This window comes from Amycolatopsis kentuckyensis, assembly GCF_041679295.1.
Classification (GTDB): Bacteria; Actinomycetota; Actinomycetes; order Mycobacteriales; family Pseudonocardiaceae; genus Amycolatopsis; species Amycolatopsis kentuckyensis_A.
In genome coordinates, this window is record NZ_JBGDMD010000004.1 from 35,039 (window position 1) to 55,530 (window position 20,492).

A 20,492-nucleotide genomic window follows, 5' to 3' on the forward strand; every position below is an offset into this window, starting at 1 on the left:
GATATCTTTCCTTCATCGGCGAGTATGGTGGAGGGTCGTTGCGGGCGCCTCATTCAGGAGAGCAAGCCCGGTGAGGCTCGCGGAAGGTGAGTGATGGGCTTGCGCGCCCATAGTTCGTCCCTGCACGTCTTCGTTCCGGTCGAGGTGGACGCCCGATGACCGTCACGATCGAACCCGCCGAAACGGCCCCGGTGCTCGCCACGCCCGTGGCCGCCCCGGTCGCCGACCGGGCGCTGTTCTGGTCCGGCCTCGGCGCCGGCGAACGCACCCTGCTCGACATCGTCGCGGAGACCGCCGAGCGGCACCCCACCGCCGCCGCGATCGACGACGGCACCACCACGCTGACCTACCGGCGGCTGCTCGAGGAGATCGACGCCTACGGGCGCCGCCTGCGCTCGTACGGCGTCGGCCTCGGTGACCGCGTCGGCATCCGGATCTCCTCCGGCACCGCCGAGCTGTACGTCGCGATCCTCGCCACCCTGTCCGTCGGCGCCGCCTACGTGCCGGTCGACGCGGACGACCCGGACGAGCGCGCCGAGCTGGTCTTCGAAGAGGCCCAGGTCGCCGCCGTCGCCACCGACGGCAAGATCGAGGTCCACTCGACGCCGGGCGGCCGCGACGGCGTCCCCGGCCCGGCCGACGACGCGTGGATCATCTTCACCTCCGGGTCCACCGGCAAGCCCAAGGGCGTCGCGGTCACGCACGCGTCCGCGGCCGCCTTCGTCGACGCCGAGGCCGAGCTGTTCCTCGCCGATGAGCCGATCGGCCCCGGCGACCGCGTCCTGGCCGGGCTGAGCGTCGCCTTCGACGCCTCCTGCGAAGAGATGTGGCTGGCCTGGCGCCACGGCGCCTGCCTGGTCCCGGCGCCGCGCGCGCTGGTCCGCACCGGTGTCGACCTCGGCCCGTGGCTGGTCGCGCAGCGGATCACCGTCGTTTCGACCGTGCCGACGCTGGCCGCGCTGTGGCCCGCCGACGCCCTCGAAGACGTCCGCCTGCTCATCTTCGGCGGCGAAGCGTGCCCGCCGGAGCTGGCCGAACGCGTCGCCGTCGAAGGCCGCGAAGTCTGGAACACCTACGGCCCGACCGAGGCCACCGTCGTCGCCTGCGCCGCGCAGCTGACCGGCGAGGGCCCGGTGCGGATCGGCCTGCCGCTGGCCGGCTGGCAGCTCGCCGTCGTCAACGACGAGGGCGAGCCGGTCGCCATGGGCGAGACCGGCGAGCTGGTCATCGGCGGCGTCGGCCTGGCCCGTTACCTCGACGAGCAGAAGGACGCCGAGAAGTTCGCGCCGCTGCCGTCGCTGGGCTGGCAGCGCGCCTACCGCTCCGGCGACATGGTCCGCGCCGAAGAAGAAGGCCTGCTGTTCCTGGGCCGGCTCGACGAGCAGGTCAAGCTCGGCGGCCGCCGCATCGAGCTGGGCGAGGTCGACGCCGCGCTGCAGGCCCTGCCGGGCGTGCAGGGCGCGGCCGCCGCGATCCGCCGCACCAAGGCCGGCAACCAGGTCCTCGTCGGGTACGTCGTCCCTTCGGATGACAACTTCGACCACGACCAGGCCGCCACCCGGCTGCGCGAGCACCTGCCCGCCGCGCTGGTCCCGCTGCTCGCCGTCGTCGACGACCTGCCGACCCGCACGTCGGGCAAGGTCGACCGCACCGCGCTGCCGTGGCCGCTGTCCACTGTGGACGCCACCGGGCTGTCGCCGACCGAGACGTGGCTCGCCGAAGGCTGGGCCGAGATCCTCGGCGTGTCGGTCGACGACCCGAAGGCCGACTTCTTCACCCACGGCGGCGGCAGCTTGACCGCCGCCCAGGTCGTCGCGCGCATCCGCACCCGCCACCCGCAGGTGTCGGTCGCCGACATCTACGCCCACCCGAAGCTGGGCGCGCTGGCCGCCGTGCTGGACGCGCTGAGCGGCCAGGCCACCGAACGCCGTGACATCGCGCCGACCCCGCGTCGCGCCGGCGTCATCCAGACGCTGCTGATGGTCCCGTTGATGAGCCTGGTCGGGCTGCGCTGGGCGGCGCTCGCCGCCGCGCTGTCGAACGTCCTGGCGCTGCTCGGGTTCGCTTGGGCGCCGACGCTGAGCTGGGCCTGGCTCGGCTTGGCCTGGGTGGTGCTGTTCAGCCCGGCCGGGCGCATCGCGATCGCCGCGGGCGGCGCGCGCGTGCTGCTCTCCGGCGTCCGCCCCGGCACCTACCCGCGGGGCGGGAGTGTCCACTTGCGACTGTGGGCGGCCGAGAAGCTCGCCGAGTTCTCCGGCGCGGACAGCGTCGCCGGCGCGTCCTGGATGACGACGTACGCGAAGGCGCTCGGCGCGCGGATCGGCAAGGACGTCGACCTGCACTCGCCGCCGCCGGTCACCGGCTTCCTCAAGCTGGGCCGCGGCGCCGCGATCGAGCCCGAGGTCGATCTGTCCGGCCACTGGGTCGACGGCGACGTCGTGCACATCGGCAAGGTCCGCGTCGGTGCCGAGGCCCGCGTGGGCGCGCGCAGCACGCTGTTCCCGGGCGTCCGCATCGGCAAGGGCGCGGAGATCGCGGCCGGCTCGACCGTCCGCGGCGCCGTCCCGGCCGGGCAGCGCTGGGCCGGATCGCCCGCCGCGCGCGTGGCCAAGGACGAGCGCGACGCGCTGAAGTGGCCGTCGAGCCGCCCGCCGCGGTCGCACTTCTGGGCCGCCGTCTACGGCGCGTCCTCGCTGGTGCTCGGGTTCCTGCCCGGCATCGCCGCGCTGGCCGGCGTGGCCGTGCTCGGCTACGCGATCGCCGGTGCGCCGACGCTGCTCGACGCGTTCACCCGCGCGCTGGTCTTCGTCCCGGCCGCGACGGCCGCGTACTTCCTGGCCTACCTGCTGCTCGTGCTGGTCGGTGTCCGGGCGCTGAGCATCGGCATGGTCGAGGGCTACCACCCGGTGCACGGCCGCGTCGCGTGGCAGGTCTGGGCCACCGAACGCCTGATGAGCATGGCCCGCGAAGGCCTGTTCCCGTTGTACGCCAGCCTGTTCACGCCGGTGTGGCTGCGGCTGCTCGGCGCGAAGGTCGGCCGCAACGTCGAGGCGTCGACGGTCCTGGCGCTGCCGAAGATGACCAAGGTCGACAGCGGCGCGTTCCTGGCCGACGACACCATGGTCGCCACCTACGAGCTCGGCCACGGCTGGCTGCACGTCGCCCCGGCCCGGATCGGCAAGCAGGCGTTCCTCGGCAACTCGGGGATGACCGCGCCCGGCCGTTCGGTGCCGAAGCGCGGCCTCGTCGGCGTGCTGTCGTCGACGCCGTTGAAGGCGAAGAAGGGCTCGTCGTACCTCGGGATGCCGCCGCTGCCGGTGCGCCGCGCGATCGGCGACGCCGACACGAGCCGCACCTACACCCCGGCGCTGCACCTCAAGGCGGCGCGGGCGCTGGTCGAGCTGTGCCGGATCATCCCGGTGATGTGCGGGGTCGCGCTGACCGTCTCGGTCGCCTTCGGGCTGCTGTGGGCGGCTTCCGCGTACGGGTTCGGCGTCGCGCTGCTGCTGGCCGGACCGGCCCTGCTGGCCGCCGGGGTCGTCGCGGCGCTGACCGCGACCGTCATGAAGTGGCTGCTGGTCGGCAAGTTCCGCGAGATCGACCACCCGCTGTGGAGCTCCTTCGTCTGGCGCAACGAGCTGGCCGACACCTTCGTGGAGGCGCTCGCGGTGCCGTGGCTGATCGGCTCGATCGCCGGCACCCCGCTGCTGCCGGCGTGGCTGCGCACGATGGGCGTCAAGATCGGCCGCGGCGTGTGGCTGGAGACGTACTGGCTGCCCGAGGCGGACCTCGTCGAGCTGGGCGACGGCGCGACGATCAACCGCGGTTGCGTCGTGCAGACGCACCTGTTCCACGACCGGATCATGAGCATGTCGCGGGTGGCGCTCGGCGAGGGCGCGACGCTCGGCCCGCACGGCATCGTGCTGCCGGGCGCGGGCATCGGCGCGCGCACCACGGTCGGCCCGGGCTCGCTGGTGACCCGCGGCGACGAGGTGCCGGCGGACACGCGCTGGCTCGGCAACCCGATCTCCGCGTGGACGGGTAAGTAGAAGGTCACGAAGTACCCGCCTGGCTCGCCGGACTCACCCGTGGCGTGCGAGCCTGGTTTGGTACGTCGGTACGAGGAAAGGTTCGGCACGGGTGATTTCGAAGGCTCCGGCACCGGCCCCCGGCGCGGACACCTCGGGTGACCCCTACCTCCCCGCGCACGGCAACGGCGGCTACCGGGTCCGGCACTACGACCTGAACCTCGACTACAAGGTCGGGCCGAACCGGCTCTCGGCGTCCGCGGTGCTCACGGCCGAGGCGACGCAGGCGCTTTCCCGCGTCAGCCTGGACTTCGGCGAGTTCCGGATCAACCGCGTGCTCGTCGACGGCAAGCCCGCGAAGTACCTGAAGCGCGGCGCGAAGCTGCACGTCCGGCCGGCGAAGCCGATCGCTTCGGGGGCCGCGTTCACGATCGAGGTGCACTACGTCGGCAACCCGCGTCCGGTGCGCAGCCGCTGGGGCGACGTCGGCTGGGACGAGCTGACCGACGGCGCGCTGGTGGCGAGCCAGCCGGTCGGGGCGCCGTCGTGGTACCCGTGCAACGACCACCCGTCGGACAAGGCCACGTACCGCGTCACCTTGACGACGGCGTCGCCGTACCTGGTCGCGGTCACCGGCAACCTGGTCGAGCGCTCCATCGGCGGCAGCACGACGCGGTGGGTGTTCGAGCGGCCCGAGCCGACGGCGACGTACCTGATGAGCGTCCAGCTCGGCCGCTACGACGAGCTGGAGCTGACCGGCCGCGGCTGGTTCCCGCACACGGGGGTCGGCGCGCGCCGCTTCACGCTCGGCTTCGGCCGCGGTCACGTCGACTCGGTCCTGCAGACGGTGCCGCAGCGGGCCGCGGTGCCCCCGCGCCTGCGACGCGCGTTCGAGCGCGACTTCGGCCGGCAGGGCCGGATGATCGAGATGCTGCAGCGGCTGTTCGGGCCGTACCCGTTCGACGAGTACGTCATCGTCGTCACCGACGACGACCTCGACGACCCGATCGAGGCCCAGGGGATGGCGATCTTCGGCGCCAACCACGTGGACGGCCGCCGCACGTACGAGCGGCTGGTGGTGCACGAGCTGGCCCACCAGTGGTTCGGCAACAGCCTGACGGTGGCGGACTGGCGTCACATCTGGTTGAACGAGGGCTTCGCGACGTACGCGGAGTGGCTGTGGTCGGAGGAGTCGGGCGGCCAGCCCGCTTCGGCGCTCGCCCGGGTGTGGCACACCCGGATCAAGGCCAAGCCGGCGGACGTCCGGATCGCGGATCCGGGCGTGTCGCGGATGTTCGACGAGCGCGTGTACAAGCGCGGCGGGTTGACGTTGCACGCGCTGCGGGCGGAGATCGGGGATCCGGCGTTCTTCGCGTTGCTGAAGGCGTGGACCGGGGACCATCGGCACGGCCTGGTGACGACGGAGCAGTTCGTCGCGATGGCCGAGGCTTATGCGGCTCGGTCGCTGGACGCGTTCTTCGAGCGGTGGCTGTTCACCCCGGCGCTGCCTCCGCTGCCCGGCACCTGATACGTCGGATGTCTCTGCCGCTTTCCGGGTGAATCCTCCTGGCGTTTCGGGACGCCCTCTGCAAGTATGGCCGCACGCCGCCTGCTGATCGCACCGAAACGTAGTATGAATTCGGAGGACGCTTCATGGACGCAGTGTCGCGGCGTACCGTGCTTCGCTCGGCATCGGTCGCGGTGGGGGCCGCCGCGTTCGGGGGGCTCTGGGCTCAGGCGTCGCCACCCGCCGCCGCGCAGCCGGGAAACCCGCACCGGGACGTCGCCGCCGATGCGCGCATGGTTTGGAAGCGGCTGCCGAAGAACTGGCAGGAAGGTCCCTTCCTCGCCAACGGCTACCTCGGCGTCCAGGTCTACGCCGGCAAGACACCCGAAACCCTCAAGATCATGCTGAGCCACACCCAGGTGCAGGACCAGCGCGTCCAGTGGGAAGCCGGCATCGGGCTGTCGCGCCTGCCAATCGGCTACCTCACGCTCACCCTCGCCGGCGCGATCACCGCCGTCGACTGGACGCTCGACCTCTACAACGCCGAACTCGGCGGCACCATCACCACCACCCGCGGCTCGGTCGCGTTCTCCGCCGTCGTGCACAACGACCTCGGCGTGCTGCTCGTCTCGCTGACCCCGAGCGCCGGCGAACACAGTGCTGCCTGGGCGTTCCAGCCGCTCGAGTCGGCGACGACCCGGACCGTCCGCAAGCCGCCCGAGTACGTCGCCAACCCCGCCCCCGAGGTCGCCGACGGCTACTGCGCGCAGCCGATGCTCGCCGGTGGCGGGTACACCACGGCCTGGCAGGAGCGGACGATCGGCACGAGACGGCTGTTCGCCGCCACTGTCGCTTACAGCTTCCCGGGCACCACGCACACCGCGGACGCCCGCCGAAGCGTCGAGAAAGCGCTTGCCGCGAACCCGGACGCGCTGCTGGCCCGCCACCGCCGCTGGTGGAACGACTACCACCGGCGCAGCTTCGTTTCGGTGCCGGACAAGCAGGTCCAGCGGTTCTACTGGATCCAGCTGTACAAGATCGCCGCCGCGACCCGCGCGGACGGGCCGGTCGTGTCCGAGTGGGGACCGTGGTTCCCCGAGGTCGGCAACAGCTGGACCGCGGTCTGGTGGAACCTCAACGTCCAGGTCACCTACCCGATCGTCAACAGCAGCAACCACCCCGAGCTCGACGCCGTCACCGAGACCTTCCGCCGCGACCACGCGAACCTCGAGACGTCCGTGCCGCCCGCCTACCGCGACGGCGACACCTACGCACTTTCGCACCCGGGGGACTGGCGGCTGCGGCCCGGCGGCACGCGCTCGGTCGGCGTCCCCGGGACGACGTCCAAAACGGACCAGACCGGGAACCTGCTGTGGGGCCTGCACAACGTCTGGCTCGCCTACCGCCACCACCTCGACCGGCGAGTTCTGCGCGACGTCCTGTACCCGACGCTGGCCAAGGCGCTGAACTTCTACCGCCACTTCCTGGTCACCGGCCCGGACGGGTTCCTGCACCTGCCGCTGACCCGCTCGCCGGAGTACGCCGACGCGCCCGACTGCACCTACGACCTGTCGCTGATCCGGTGGGCCGCCCGGACGCTCGTCGACACCGCGCGGATCCTGCGCCTCGACGAACCGCGCGTGCCGATCTGGCGGGAGATCGGCGCGAAACTCGTGCCATACCACGAAGATCCCGCGAACGGCGTGCTGATCGGCGACGGCGTCCCGCTGGCCGCGTCGCATCGGCACTTCTCGCACCTGCTGTGGCTCTACCCGCTGCGGGAAAAGGTCTGGGACCGGCCGGCGGACCGCGACCTGATGACCCGGACGTTCGACCACTGGGCCGCCGACCAGTCGGCTTGGCACGGCTACAGCTACGCGGCCGCGTCCTCGATGAAGTCCGTGATGGACGCGCCCGAAGAAGCGCTGCGTTACTTGAAGTTCTTCCTCGACCGGAACATCGTGGCCGACACCGAGCTGACCGCGAACACGATGTACCGCGAAGGTTCCAACTTCGCCATCGAGAGCCCGATCACCGCCGCCCAGTCCGTTGTGGACATGCTGATGCAGGGCTCCGGTGGCGTGCTCAAGATCTTCCCGTCGGTCTCGGCGACCTGGCGCGACGCCTCGATCGCCGGGCTGCGCGCGGAAGGCGCGTTCCTCGTGGACGCGTCCCGCCGCGACGGCCGGACGGAGTTCGTCCGCGTGCACAGCGAAGCCGGCGAGCCGTTGGTCCTCCAGCACGGCGTCCCCGGGGACGTCGACGTCCGCGACGAGCACGGCCGCCGCCTGCCGTGGCGCCCGGCCGGACCCGGGCGGATCGCGATCGGGCTGCGCCGCGGCGGCACCGCCGTCGTCACCCCGCGGGGCGGGCGGCCGGACTGCGCACCGCGGAACGTCCCCGCCCTCGGCCCCGCTCCGGCGTGGGGCCTGCCGAGCTGACACCGCTTTCGACGAGGAGGTCGAATGGACATCACCCGCAGGACCGTGCTCGGTGGCGCGCTCGCCGGGATCGCCGCCGGCGCGGCCGGGATCACGCCCGCCTTCGCCGCCGAGCCCGGCGGCGACGACTTCGGCTGGGCCGGGTTCCTCGGCACCGCCGACCTGTACTGGCGGCGGCTGCCGAAGACCTGGTACGAGGGACCGTTCCTGGGCAACGGGTTCCTCGGCTCCGGCGTCTACGCCGAACCCGGGCAAAACGCGATCCGCTTCAACGTCCAGCACAGCCAGGTGCAGGACCACCGCCCGGAGTTCGGCTCGCTGTTCGGCCTGGCCCGGCTGCCGATCGGGTACTTCACCCTGGAACCGGTCGGGGCGATCACCGCGATCGACTGGCGGATGGACCTGTGGAACGCCGAGCTGACCGGCACGATCACGACGGCCGCGGGCAGCCTGAGCCTGCGGGCGATCGTCCACACCGGACAGTCGCTGCTCGCCGTCGAAATCCGGCCCTCCGAAGGGGAACGCGGGTTCAAGTGGGTGTTCCACCCGGCCGTCGCGGTCAGTCCGCGCGCCGATCCGGTGTGGAACAAGCCGCCGCCCGCCGGCTACACCGCGAACCCGCCGGTGCAGCTGAGCGGCAGCGGCGACGCGCGGCTGGCCGTCCAGCCGCTGTTGGCCGGCGGTGAGCACGTGACGGCCTGGCGCGAGGTCACCCGCGGCGGCGCGCGCACGCTGTACACGTCGGTGGCGTGGTCGCACCCGGCGAAGACGTCGGTGGCGCGGGCGCTCTCGACGGTCCGCCGCGCGGAGCCGTTCGCCGCGCTCACGCAGGATCACCGCCGCTGGTGGCACGACTACTACCGGCGCAGTTTCGTGTCCATTCCGGACACCCGGCTGCAGGCCTTCTACTGGATCCAGCTGTACAAGGTGGCGTCGGCGGCCCGGCGCGAGGCACCCGTGATGGCGACGTCGGGACCGTGGCTGGAGAACACGCCGTGGCCGGCCACGTGGTGGAACCTCAACGTCCAGCTCGAATACTGGTTGATCCACGGCTCGAACCACCTGGAACTGGACGCCGTCAGCTACGCCCTCGACAAGTACCGGAGCAACCTGACGAGCCAGGTGGCCGAGCCGTACCAGGCCGACTCGGCGGGCATCCCGCGCACGACCGACATGACGCTGCTCAACGGCGTCTCCAACGCGACCAGCGGGTTCCCGGTCGGCATTCCCGGGCAGGACACGCCGACGCCGGAGGTCGGCAACCTGACGTGGGCGCTGCACAACGTGTGGCTGTCCTACCGGCACACGATGGACCATTCGTTGCTGCGAAACACGCTGATCCCGTTGCTGCGCAAGGCGATCAACTACTACCTGCACTTCCTCGCCCCAGGCCCGGACGGCAGGCTGCACCTGCCGCCGACGTTCTCACCCGAGTACGGCGTCAACGCGCCCGACTGCAACTACGACCTGTCGCTGATCCGCTGGGGCTGCCAGACGCTGCTGCAGAACGCGCCCGGCGACCCGCTGGCGCCTCGCTGGCGAAACGTCCTGGCGACTTTGGTGGACTACCCCGCCGACAGCAACGGGTACATGATCGGCGCCGGCGTGCCGTTCGCGAAGTCGCACCGGCACTACTCGCACCTGCTGCAGATCTACCCGCTCTACGACGTCACGTGGGAACAGCCGGAGCACCGGCAGATCATCGAGACGTCGCTGAACCACTGGGTCGGCTTCGAAGGAGCGTTGCAGGGCTACACGTTCACCGGGGCGGCGTCGATCTCGGCGCAGATGCTGCGCGGCGAGCAGGCCGCGTTCTACCTCGGCGAACTGCAGCGGCGGTACATCCAGCCGAACACGATGTACAAGGAGTCCGGGCCGGTCATCGAGACACCGCTGTCGGCGGCGAAGTCCGTGCAGGACATGCTGGTCCAGAGCTGGGGCGGCGTCGTCCGGCTGTTCCCGGCGGTGCCCGCGGCCTGGGGCGACATCGCGCTGCGCGACTTCCGGACCGAAGGCGCGTTCCTGCTCAGCGCGTCCCGGGCGGCGGGGAAGACGCGGTGGCTGAAGGTGCACAGCGAAGCCGGCGCGCCGTGCGTGCTGCGGCCGGGCATCGAGGGCGAGCTGGCGGTGACGGACGCGCGGGGCCGCTCGCGACGCTGGCGCCGGCTGGCCACCGGGGACGTCCAGGTCGAGCTGGGGCGGGGCGAGGACGCCTTCGTGTACCGGAAGGGAGATCGGCCGGACTTCGCGGTGCGGCCGGTCGCGCCCGGTGGAGCGAGCACGCCGTGGGGGCTGCCGTGAGCTGAGTACCCCTCTTCCTGCCCTCCCGAAGACCCTCCTTTCCGGATTCCCGCCCCGGGGAGGAGGTCTTCGCGGCACAATGGGCGGCTGACGAGGGGAGCGCGGATGAGCGAGCCGGGGGATCGGCCGGGTCACAACCATGCCGAGAGATTCCAGCGCCCGCCACCGTCCCACCCGTACCCGCAGTGGCAGCCGCCGGTGCCGCCGAAGAAGACCTCGCCCGCCGCCGTCGTGCTGATCACCGGTTCGGTCGTCGTCGTCATCGTGATGGCGCTGGCCTTCCTGGCCTGGGGCTATCCCGGGTTCCTGCGCGACGACGACGTCAGCAGCGCCATCGGGACCGGGCCCGCGACGCCGCCGTCGATCCCCACCTCGCCGTCGGCGACCACCACCGGCCCCAGCGCCGCGTACACGCTGCCCACCATCGGCCGGGCCCGGATGCCGCAGCGGCCGAAGCCGCTCGCCGACCCGGTGACCTGCGCCTTCACCCCGGATCCCACCTCACCGGCGCCGAAGAAGGTCGCGCCGCCGCCCGACGGTCCGGCGCCGTCGTCCGGCACCGTCCCCGTGCGGGTCGCGACGAGCGCGGGCGCCATCGGGCTCACGCTCGACCGCGCGCTCGCGCCGTGCACCGTGGTCAACTTCCTGAGCCTGGTGAAGCAAGGGTTCTACGACGGCACGGCGTGCCACCGGCTGTCCGTGACGGCCGGGCTGCAGATGCTGCAGTGCGGCGACCCGGCCGGCGACGGCACCGGCGGCCCGGGCTACACGATCCGCGACGAGGTGTTCCCCGAGCTGACCTACGGCCGCGGTGTCCTCGCGATGGCCAAGACGGCCGAGCCCGACTCGGGCGGTTCGCAGTTCTTCCTCGTCTTCGGCACCGTGCAGATCTCGCCGGAGTACACCGTGTTCGGCAGCATCGACGACGCCGGCCTCGACGTCCTGGACAACGTCGCCCACGGCGGCATCGACCCGTCGAAGCCCGGCATCGGCGACGGCAGCGGCCCCCCGAAGATCCCGGTCACCCTGACCCGGGTCACCGCGCCGTGATCAGGGCCGGTCGAGCAGCTTCCGCAACGCCGTGAGCAGCGACTTCGCCGCTTCCGGCGACGCCGCGCGGTGGCGCCAGGCGACGTAGCCATCCGGGCGGACCAGGAGGCAACCGGCCTCGTCGATACCGCTGAGGCGCGACCAGTCGCCGTACGCGTCGCGGCCTTCCGGGTCGCCGACGCGCACCGCGCGCAGGTCGAGGCCCAGTTCGGCGCCGACCTTGGCCGCCGCGTCGCGCCACGCCGTGCCGGTCAGCCCGGTCAGCACCGTCCAGCGGCCGCCGCCGACGAGGTCCAAAGTGGACACCCGGCGGCCGTGCGGCCCGACCAGCCACGCGTGCGGCAGCTTCGCGCCCGGCTCGGTGCTCGGCCGGTGGAACAGCTCGGGATCGCGGTCCGCTTCGGCGACGACCCCGTCGGGCAGCACCGCGCCCGAGGAGTACCGCTGGTCCATTTCGACCCCGTGGGCGTTGAACTCGTAGTGCTTGAGTTCGATCGCCTGCTCCAGTTCACGCCGTTTCCGCGCGCCCTCGGCCGTCGGCGCGAGGCAGGTTTCGAGGCCGGCCGTGATGCCGTCGGCGTCGGTGTCGCCGCTGATGCCCAGCGCGGCGAAGATCGGTCCGAACTGGTCCCGGCTCAGGTTCGCGCGGTCCACGATCTGCTTGCCGACGGGGGCGCGTTCGGCGCTGTAGCTGTCGAGCAGCCCTTCGCCCGCCTCGCCGCGAAGCACCATCGCGAGCTTCCACGCGAGGTTGTACGAGTCCTGGACCGAGGTGTTCGAGCCGAGCCCGTTGGACGGCGGGTGCCGGTGCACGGCGTCGCCGGCGCAGAACACCCGGCCGTTGCGGTACTCCGTCGCGTAGTTGTGGTTGACCGTCCACAGCGACGTCGAGGTGATCTCGACGTCGAGGTCCGGGTCGCCGACGAGGTCGCGCACCAGCCGCGTCGCCTCTTCGACGTCGACCTCGGGTGGCGCCTGCTCGATGTCGTAACCCCAGGTCAGCAGCCACTCGTTCCACGGCCGGACCATCCGGACCAGGCCCATCCCGATGCCGCCGAGGTGCGCGCCCGGCCGCATCACCCAGTAGAGGACGCTCGGGCGATGTGCGACGTACGGTGCCAGGTCGGCGGTGAACGTGATGTTCATGCTGCCCGCCTTGCCGGTCTGCCCGGCGATCGGCAGCCCGGCCTGTTCGGCGACTTTGCTGCGCGCGCCGTCCGCACCGACGAGGTACTTGGCGCGCAAGGTGAACTCGTCGCCGCGGACGCGGTCGCGGAACCGGGCGGTGACGCCGCCGGTGTCCTGGGTGAAGTCGAGGAACTCGGTGTCCAGCCGCAGTTTCGCGCCGCGCGCGGCGGCTTCGCTCGCGAGGATCGGCTCCAGGTAGGTCTGCGGGAGGTCGATCATGTGGCACGGGCTCGCGGCGGCGTACTCGGCCGCCGACCGGTCGCCGGTGCCCCAGCTGGCGATGCGGCCGATCTCCGGACCGGTCAGCGACGTGCACAGGACGGTGTCGCCCATCAGCTCCGGCGGCGTGCCGACGGCGAGGGCCTTGGCCTCGACGCCGAGGTCGCGCAGCACTTCCATGGTGCGCTGGTTGGTGATGTGCGCGCGGGGCGTGTTGGCCATCCAGCCGTACTTGGTGGCCAGCACGGTGGGTACGCCGTAGGTGGCGAGCAGCAGGGCCGCGGAGCCGCCGGCCGGGCCGCTGCCGACCACGATGACGTCGGTGTCGTAGCTCATTCGCTGCTCCCTGAGATGCGGAAGGTGAAGTCGAGGCGCTGCTCGGAGAAATCGACGATCAGGCCGTCCTTGACGCCGAAGACGGTGTCGGAGTCGAGGTACTCGCCGCCGGCGACGAACAGCTGGGTGATCAGCGTCCGGTAGCCGGGTTTGGCGATCATGAAGTGCACGTGCGGCGCCCGGTAGGGGTGCCGGCCGACGGCGTCGAGCATCTGCCCGACCGGGCCGTCGGCGGGGATCGGGTAAGCGCTCGGGACGATGGTCCGGAACCGCAGCCGGCCGTTCTCGTCCGTGCGGAAGCGGGCGCGCAGGACCGGGCCGTCCACATCGGGCAGCTGGACGTCGTAGAAGCCGTCCTCATTGGACTGCCAGACGTCGACGATCGCTTCGGGGACCGGCTGGTCATCGGTGTCCGTTACTTTGATATCCGTCCACAGTGGAGTTCCAGGGAGGCCCTCGGCGAGGTTCGCCCCCTGCGGGGTCTCCGGTGGACCGTCCACGTAGAACGGTCCGAGCACGGCCGACGGGGTCGTGTCCGGCGTGCGCGAGTTGGTCAGGACGTCCACGGCGCTCGACAAGCCGAGGGTGTCCGACAGCAGGATGAACTCCTGCCGCGTGTCGGTGGTGATGTGCCCGGCGCGGGTGAGGAAGCCGATCGCGTACTCCCACTCGTCCTGCGTGAGGTCGGTGCGGATGGCGTAGGCGTGCAGCGTCTCGACGAGGTCGGTGAGCAGGGTGCGGACGCGGTCCGGCGCGGCGGCGAAGCTGTCGACGACCTGTTTCGTGAGCGCCTTGAGGCTGGGTGGTGTGGCGGGGCGGGTGCCGGTGAGGGCTTGGCGGAGCAGGTCGGCTTCCGGCTCGTCGGCGATGTCGGCTTCGGTGAGGCCGAGTTCGGCCAGGGAGTGCGGGATCGGGAGGCTCTCGGCGAGCGCGAAGACGTCGGCGGCGTCGTCGAGGCCTTGGTGCGCCATGACGTACGGGAGGAGGACGGCGTGCGTTTCGGCGTGGGGCAGGCCGAACTTGCCGCCGAGGAGGTGGCAGAGCCGGTGGTGCAGGCCCATCCGCACGGCGTCGAGGCAGGTGCCGGCCAGGTAGGCACCGCGGAGGGCGTCGGTGCGGGCGTCCACATCGGACGGATCTTGTGCGATGCGGGGGAGAGCGCCGGTGAGGAGTTTTACGGCTTCGTTCGCGAGGAGGTCGGTGATCGGATTGGCGTCGGGGGCGTAGCGGGCCTCGACGGCGTGGGCGAGGGCGTTGAGCCCGCTGGCGGCCGAGAGGGGCACGGGCAGGCCGAGCGTGAGGTCGACGTCGTAGAGGACGGTCTCGGGGCGGACCTTGGGGGTCTTTTGGGTGGTCTTGCGGCCGTCGGCGGTCTGGCCGAGGACGGCGGTGAGTTCGGAGCCGGCGTAGGTGGTCGGGACGATGAGCTGCGGCAGGTCGGTGTGCAGGGCGACGGCTTTCGAGAGCCCGGTGGCCGAGCCCCCGCCGACGGCGACAACGCCATCGACGCCGTGCTCGGCAACGACCTTGAGGGCGCGCTCGGTGACGTCGACGGGGGTGTGCATGGCGGGATCTTCGAAGCGGGCGGCGAGGAGGGGGCCGAGCTGTTCGGCGGCTTGCTCGGCGTGCCGAGGGGTGCCGACGAGGAGAACGCGGTTCATGCCGAGGCGACGGGCCTCGTCCCCGAGGGCGCCGAGGGTGCCGCGGCCGAAGATCACCCGGACGGGGTTGGCGGCGTAGGTGAACGAGGTCATGCGGGGGAGTATCCGGGCGCGGACGGCGGCGGTCCTGCACGTTCGTGCTGCCGCTCGGCACGAAACGCGCAAGCTTGGCCGGCGGGGGGCTGGTGGGCATGGCACGAAACCGCGCAAGTCGGCTGGTGGGTGCCGCGAAGCTCCGGCACCGGCCCGCCGCCGCTGTGCGGCGGGCGGCGAACTTGCGCACGCAGCGGCGAGGGGGATCCGACAAGCCCGCACCCCCGCAAGCCGCATGCCCGGGCGGCGTCTCAGCCCGTCCGGCGCAAGGCCGCCGGGGTCGTGCCCAGCTGGGCCCGCAACACCCGCGTCAAATGCTCCTGGTGCGAGAACCCGCACCGAGCGGCGATCTCCGCGATCGGATCGTCACCCGTCCGCAGCAGCAACCCCGCTCGCTCCACCCGCAACCTCAGCAGGTACCGATGCGGCGGCACCCCCGTCCGCGCCTTGAACTGCCGCGAAAACTGGCTCACGCTCAACCCCGCCAGCGCGGCCAGCTCGGCCAGCGGCACCGCCTCGGCCAGCCGTTCGGCCATGAAGTCCCGGACCCTCGCGAACTGCCGGTCCGGCAACCCCCGCGCCGCCGTCTGTTCCGGGAGCGGTCCCGCGTGGTGGCGGCGGACCAGCTGCGCCGCCACCAGCGCGCCCAGCTGGTCCGCGTACGTTCGGGCGCTCGGCTCCCATTCGCGGACCACTCCGTCCAAGCTGAGCACCAGCTGCTCCAGCAGGGGGTCCGTGCTGCCGAGCTCCTCCGCGAGCCGGATCGGCGCGTGGTCGCCCGCCGCCTCCTGGACCGCGTCGTCCGCGATGTACACGTGGACCGTCTCGAGCTCGCCGCCCAGCTCCACCGACAAATCCGCGTGCGACGGCTGCAGGAACAGGCCGCCCGCCGGCATCCGGCGGCTGCGCTCGCGCGGGGTACCGACGCCGCGGCGGACCGTCACCGGGCCGTCGAGGTGCAGGATCAGCTGGTGGCTGCCCGCGGCCGCGAACTCGGCCCGGTACGGACGTTCCCGCTGCTTGGACACGTACACCCGGTCCCAGCCGAGCCCCGCGCTGGTGCGTTCGGGCCGGACCCAGGGCAGCGCGAGGATGCCGTTGGTGTCGCCCAGCCCGAGTTCGCCCACGCCTGCCTCCTCGACGTCGAGGCTGCCCGCGATGGTACGCGAACCGGGGCTCAACCCGGAGCGGAGCGGCCGTGGCGCCAGTAGCCCAAGAACGCGATGTCGCCCTTCGGCCAGCCACGCGACCGCACGAGGTGCCGCCGGACACCCGTGGCCAGCGCGCTTTCCCCGGCCACCCACGCGTAGGCGCGCCCAGGCGGCAGGTCCGCACCCTGGAGCGCCGCCGAAACCAGCGTCCCCGGGCGGCGGCCGGGCTCGTCCCGCGGCAGCCAGTGCACCCGCACTCCCGGTGGCGCGTCCAGCACCCGGATGTCCGCCGTCGACGGCACCTCCAGGAACACCTCCGCCACCAGATCGGGCGCTGCGCCCTCGAGGATCGCCAGGATCGCCGGCAACGCGCTCTCGTCCCCGGCCAGCAGCTGCCACGACACCCCGGCCGGCGGTAAATAGCTGACGCCCAGGTCGAAGACGCCGGCCGCGTCGCCCGGACGCGCTCGCCGGGCCCACGAAGCCGCCGGGGCGTCGCCGTCGTGCAGGGCGAACTCGATGTCGATCTCGCCCGGCCGGGAACGCCGGATCGTGTAGTTGCGCACCCACGGCCGTCGCGACTTCGGCATCATCAGCACCTCGGCCATCCAGCCCTCGTTGTCCCGGGTCGGCATCCGCAGCGCCTCCTGACCCACACGCGGGAAGAACAGCCGCACGGCCTGGTCGTCGCCCACGACGTCGAGGTCCTCGAGCGCCGCGCCGCCGAGGGTGATGGTCCGGAACGCCGGGCTGGGCGCGGTGTTCGCCAGGACCTCGAGCGTGATCATCCGGCGGGAAGCAGGGCGACGCACCTTCGGGATCATCAGACGTCCAGCACGAGCCGGGGCGACAACGCGCGTGACACGCACGGGTACATCCGCCCGTCCGGGGCGCCGATGTCGTCGCGGTGCTCGGGATCGCCGTCGAGGACGGCCAGTTCGCAGCTCCCGCAGACACCCTCGCGGCACCCGGACGGCACCGGTTTCCCGGCGTGGTTCAGCACGTCCAGCAGGGATTCGTCGGCCGGCACCTGGACGGTCTGCCCGGAACGGGCGCACACGACCTCGAACGGCGTGTCCGGCGCGAAGACGCGCTGCGTGGGTTGGAAGCGTTCGGTGTGCACACGCGGGAAGAGCGCTTCGGCCGCGTCCACCATGGACGCCGGGCCGCAGCAGTAGACCTCCGCCGCCGGGAACTCCGCCGCCAGCGCCGCGAGATCCGGGCGGCCGTGGTCGAACAGCCGCACGCGATCGCCGTACGCGGCCCGCAGTTCCGCCGCGAACGGCATGGCCGAAGGCGAGCGGCCCGCGTACACCAGCGTCGCCGCGGTACCGGCGGCCCGCAACATCGGCACGATCGGCGTGATCCCGATCCCGCCGGCGACGAACAGGTACTCCGGCGCGGGCACGAGCGGGAAGTGGTTGCGCGGCACCGAAACTTCGAGTGTCCGGCCGGGACGCAGGTACAGGTGGACGTACTCCGAGCCGCCCCGGCTCAACGGGTCGTGCCGGACGGCGACGCGGTAGGCGGAGAGGTCGGCGGGATCGCCGCACAGCGAGTACTGCCGGGTCAGCCAGTTGGGCAGCGCGAGGTCGATGTGCGCGCCGGGCTCCCACTGCGCCAGGGGCCCTTCGTCGCCGCGCAGCACGAGGGAGACGACGTCGTCGGCGACGCGCTCGATGCGGTCCAGAATCGTCTTTTGCATGGTCAGTACAGCTTCCGGTAGCTCTCTTCGAGGATCTGCTCGAACACCGCCGGGTCGACGGCCACGCCGAGCTGGTCGGTGACGATCTCGCCGGCCGACGGCATCTCCGCGGCCAGCGCCTGGCTGGCGGGATCCCACAGCCGCGACCGCAGCAGCGCCCGGCCGCAGTGGAAGTACGCCTCGGCGACCTCGACGATGATGGCGAGCATCGGCGCCTTGGCTTCGGTGCGCATCCGCGCGAGCACGTCTTCGTCGTCGGTGACGTACGCGCTTCCGTTGACGCGCAGCACTTCCCGCATGCCGGGGATGAGGAACAGCAGGCCGACGCCGTCGTTCTCGGCGATGTTGCGGAACGAGTCGGCGATCTTGTTGCCGGGCCGGTCGGGCAGGGCGAGCGTGTGCTCGTCGAGCACCTTGACGAAGCCGGGGTAGTCGCCGCGGGGCGAGCAGTCCCCGCGGCCGGCAGCGTCGGACGTGGCCAGCGCGAGGAACGGCGAGTGGGCGATGAAGCGCCGGGCGTGCTTGTCGACGTGGTCGAGCTTCTTGCCCTCGAGCATCTCTTCGGGCGCGCCCAGGCGGCTCCGGACCTCGTCCATGGACACCCGCCGGTACCGGCGGGTCAGCGTGTTTGTGCTGGTCATGACATAATTATGAGCAAATACTCAGATCTTGACTACTCGCTTTCCACGCTCACCGCAGGAGGGGCCGTGCCGCCGGACCAGCGCCGCATCCAGCCACGTAAACAGCCGCGTCAGGTCCGGGCCGAGCTGACCCGGCAGCGGATCCTGACCGCGGCTGCTCACGTTTTCGCCGACCACGGCTACGCCGCCGGCACCACCAACCGCATCGCCGAGCGGGCCGGGATCTCGATCGGCTCGCTGTACCAGTACTTCCCGAACAAGGACGCGATCCTCGCCGAGCTGCTGACCCGCCACCTCGACGACGGCACGGCGGCCGCGGCGAAGGTCCTGACCGGCCCGCTGCCGGACTCGATCGAGGAGATCTTCCGCGTCTTCGTCCGGCTCGCCGTCGAAACCCACCTCGACGACCCGCACCTGCTGCGCATGCTGCTGGAGCAGGCCCCGCGCTCGAACGAGCTGCTGGAGCGGATCGGCCGGGTGAAGCAGGACATGGTCGGCCACACCCGCGAGCTGCTGGAGGGCCACCCCGAGGTCCGGGTCGCCGACACCGCCACGGCGGCCCGCCTGGTCATCGCGACGGTCGAGCTGGCCGTCCACGACCTGCTCGCCGAACCCGACCCGATCGACGCCCGGCGGCTCGAGGACGAGATGGTCGCGATGCTGACCCGGTACGTCAAGGGGTGAACGGGCGGGTCAGGCGCCCGCCCGGCGCAGGCGTTCGGCCGCCTGGTCGCGGACCGCCTCGCCGCACACCGGGCGAGCACCGTGCAGTGCTTCCCACCGCGCGTTGTGCACGGCGACCCAAAGGCTCGCCGCCCACGCGATCTCGTGCTCCTCCGCGGTGAACCGGCGGCCGCGGAGTTCCTGGTAGGCGGCCAAGAACGCGGCGGAACTCGCGAGGGGAGCCAGGGTCGGCGGCGACGCGTTGGCGAACGTCCCGCAGGCCGCTCCCACGAGCGCGGCTTCCGGTTGCCGGGCCAGGCTGTCCCAGTCGTGCACGGCCCAGATCTCCCCGTCGTGCCAGCGGAGGTTCTGGGCCTCGAAGTCGGCGTGGCCGAGCACGCACGGCAGATCCGTGGCCAGCAAGCGCTTGCGAGCGCGGACAGCCGTTTCGAAGACGTACTCCGGCACGGCGCTCTGGTCCCGCTCGTCCAGGAACCCGATCGCCGGCCACAGCCCCGGATCCCGGTGGTCCCACCGGGCCCAGCGCGGATTCGGCAACGGCGGTGCGACGACGACGTCGGTCAGCTCGGTCATCAGCCGCGCGAAGACGGCCGCGTAGCGCTCGGCGATGTCCGGGGTGTCGCCGAGCAGCACCACACCGCCGGGCCGCGACTCTTCGGCGTGGACGGCCAGCGACCCGACCCGGATGACGTCCGTCAGCGGCCGCGCGCACGGGAACCCGCGTTCCGCCAGCCGCGCTTGGGCGGCGACGCAGGACGCCTCCCGGCCTTCGTCTTCGCGAGCCTTCACGACGACTTCGCGGCCGTCGGCCAGCAGCAGCCCGACCACCTCGGACAGCGATTTGTGTTCGAAGAGCACCTCGACCGGGACGCTCCCGAGGTGCTCCGCGCACCACGCCGGGATCACCGCTCCCTGGCCAGGAGCGCCGCCTGGGTGCGGCTCGTGACGCCCAGCTTGGCCAGCACGTTCCCCACGTGCACCTTGACCGTCCGCTCCGCCAGCCGCAGCCGCGCCGCGATGTCCCGATTGGACAGTCCTTCGCCCAGCAGTTCCAGCACATCCCGTTCGCGCGGTGTGAGCGAGCCGCCCGCGCTCAACGCCGAAGCCACGGCCGGGCTCATCGCTGTCACGCCGTGGCGGGCGGCCCGGACGGCCGCCGCGAGTTCGTCGCCGCTCGAGTCCTTCAGCACGAACCCGGCCGCGCCCGCGGTCAGGGCTTCGCGGATCTCGCGGGGCCGGCCGACGGTCGTCAGCATCAGCACCCGCGGTGCCGTGGGCGGCAGGCGGCGCAGCACTTCGAGGCCGTCCATGCCGGGCAGGTAGAGGTCCAGCAGCACGACGTCCGCCTCGACGGACGAGCCGAGCAGCTCGGGGCCGCTCGCGTACTGCGCGACGACGTCGAGGTCCGGCTGCGCGCCCAGGATCAGCGCGATGCCCTCGCGCACCAGCGCGTGGTCGTCGACGACCTGGACCCGGATCATGCCGGG

General features: G+C 72.1%; 14 protein-coding genes. 6 read left to right on the plus strand and 8 right to left on the minus strand.

Annotation, left to right across the window (positions count from 1 at the left end):
• Nucleotides 1-155: 155 nt before the first annotated feature.
• The 5 genes from ACERZO_RS16900 (at nt 156) to ACERZO_RS16920 (ending at nt 11,327) form a co-directional block, all read left to right on the plus strand.
• Nucleotides 156-4,049 (plus strand): Pls/PosA family non-ribosomal peptide synthetase, encoded by a 3,894-nt coding sequence (locus tag ACERZO_RS16900; RefSeq protein WP_372665616.1) that lies wholly within the window; start codon nt 156-158, stop codon nt 4,047-4,049.
• A 91-nt stretch (nt 4,050-4,140) separates the two neighbouring features.
• On the plus strand, nt 4,141-5,556 hold the full coding sequence (locus ACERZO_RS16905; protein ID WP_372665617.1) for a M1 family metallopeptidase: 1,416 nt from the start codon (nt 4,141-4,143) through the stop codon (nt 5,554-5,556).
• Between the two features lie 125 nt (nt 5,557-5,681).
• Nucleotides 5,682-7,976: a glycosyl hydrolase family 95 catalytic domain-containing protein gene (locus ACERZO_RS16910; RefSeq protein WP_372665618.1), complete on the plus strand. Its 2,295-nt coding sequence runs from the start codon at nt 5,682-5,684 to the stop codon at nt 7,974-7,976.
• A 24-nt stretch (nt 7,977-8,000) separates the two neighbouring features.
• Nucleotides 8,001-10,277, plus strand: coding sequence for a glycosyl hydrolase family 95 catalytic domain-containing protein (locus ACERZO_RS16915; RefSeq protein WP_372665619.1), 2,277 nt, complete (start codon nt 8,001-8,003; stop codon nt 10,275-10,277).
• A 105-nt stretch (nt 10,278-10,382) separates the two neighbouring features.
• Complete coding sequence (locus tag ACERZO_RS16920; RefSeq protein WP_372665620.1) at nt 10,383-11,327, plus strand: peptidylprolyl isomerase; 945 nt, start codon at nt 10,383-10,385, stop codon at nt 11,325-11,327.
• On the opposite strand, the gene ACERZO_RS16925 is transcribed toward ACERZO_RS16920, so the two are convergent.
• The 6 genes from ACERZO_RS16925 to ACERZO_RS16950 form a co-directional block, all read right to left on the minus strand.
• Nucleotides 11,328-13,070, minus strand: coding sequence for an FAD-dependent monooxygenase (locus tag ACERZO_RS16925; RefSeq protein ID WP_372665621.1), 1,743 nt, complete (start codon nt 13,068-13,070; stop codon nt 11,328-11,330). It abuts the gene before it with no gap.
• The gene (locus tag ACERZO_RS16930) at nt 13,067-14,824 is read right to left on the minus strand and encodes a maleylacetate reductase and hydroxyquinol 1,2-dioxygenase domain-containing protein (protein ID WP_372665622.1); all 1,758 of its coding nucleotides are present in this window, start codon (nt 14,822-14,824) and stop codon (nt 13,067-13,069) included. The genes ACERZO_RS16925 and ACERZO_RS16930 overlap by 4 nt, the downstream gene beginning before the upstream one ends.
• Before the next feature lie 251 nt (nt 14,825-15,075).
• A complete protein-coding gene (locus tag ACERZO_RS16935) occupies nt 15,076-15,951 on the minus strand; it encodes a helix-turn-helix domain-containing protein (RefSeq protein ID WP_372665623.1) in 876 nt (291 codons plus the stop codon).
• A gap of 50 nt (nt 15,952-16,001) precedes the next feature.
• Nucleotides 16,002-16,787: a siderophore-interacting protein gene (locus ACERZO_RS16940; protein ID WP_372665624.1), complete on the minus strand. Its 786-nt coding sequence runs from the start codon at nt 16,785-16,787 to the stop codon at nt 16,002-16,004.
• An 11-nt stretch (nt 16,788-16,798) separates the two neighbouring features.
• The gene (locus ACERZO_RS16945; RefSeq protein WP_372665625.1) at nt 16,799-17,680 is read right to left on the minus strand and encodes a PDR/VanB family oxidoreductase; all 882 of its coding nucleotides are present in this window, start codon (nt 17,678-17,680) and stop codon (nt 16,799-16,801) included.
• Nucleotides 17,681-17,682: 2 nt separating this feature from the next.
• Nucleotides 17,683-18,321: an MSMEG_1061 family FMN-dependent PPOX-type flavoprotein gene (locus tag ACERZO_RS16950; protein WP_372665626.1), complete on the minus strand. Its 639-nt coding sequence runs from the start codon at nt 18,319-18,321 to the stop codon at nt 17,683-17,685.
• A gap of 66 nt (nt 18,322-18,387) precedes the next feature.
• Here ACERZO_RS16950 and ACERZO_RS16955 point away from each other — a divergent pair, with 66 nt between their 5' ends.
• Nucleotides 18,388-19,005, plus strand: coding sequence for a TetR/AcrR family transcriptional regulator (locus ACERZO_RS16955; protein WP_372665627.1), 618 nt, complete (start codon nt 18,388-18,390; stop codon nt 19,003-19,005).
• Nucleotides 19,006-19,014: 9 nt separating this feature from the next.
• On the opposite strand, the gene ACERZO_RS16960 is transcribed toward ACERZO_RS16955, so the two are convergent.
• On the minus strand, nt 19,015-19,911 hold the full coding sequence (locus ACERZO_RS16960) for a hypothetical protein (protein ID WP_372665628.1): 897 nt from the start codon (nt 19,909-19,911) through the stop codon (nt 19,015-19,017).
• The gene (locus ACERZO_RS16965) at nt 19,908-20,486 is read right to left on the minus strand and encodes a LuxR C-terminal-related transcriptional regulator (RefSeq protein WP_372665629.1); all 579 of its coding nucleotides are present in this window, start codon (nt 20,484-20,486) and stop codon (nt 19,908-19,910) included. Before ACERZO_RS16965 ends, ACERZO_RS16960 begins: the two co-directional genes overlap by 4 nt.
• Between the last annotated feature and the right edge of the window lie 6 nt (nt 20,487-20,492).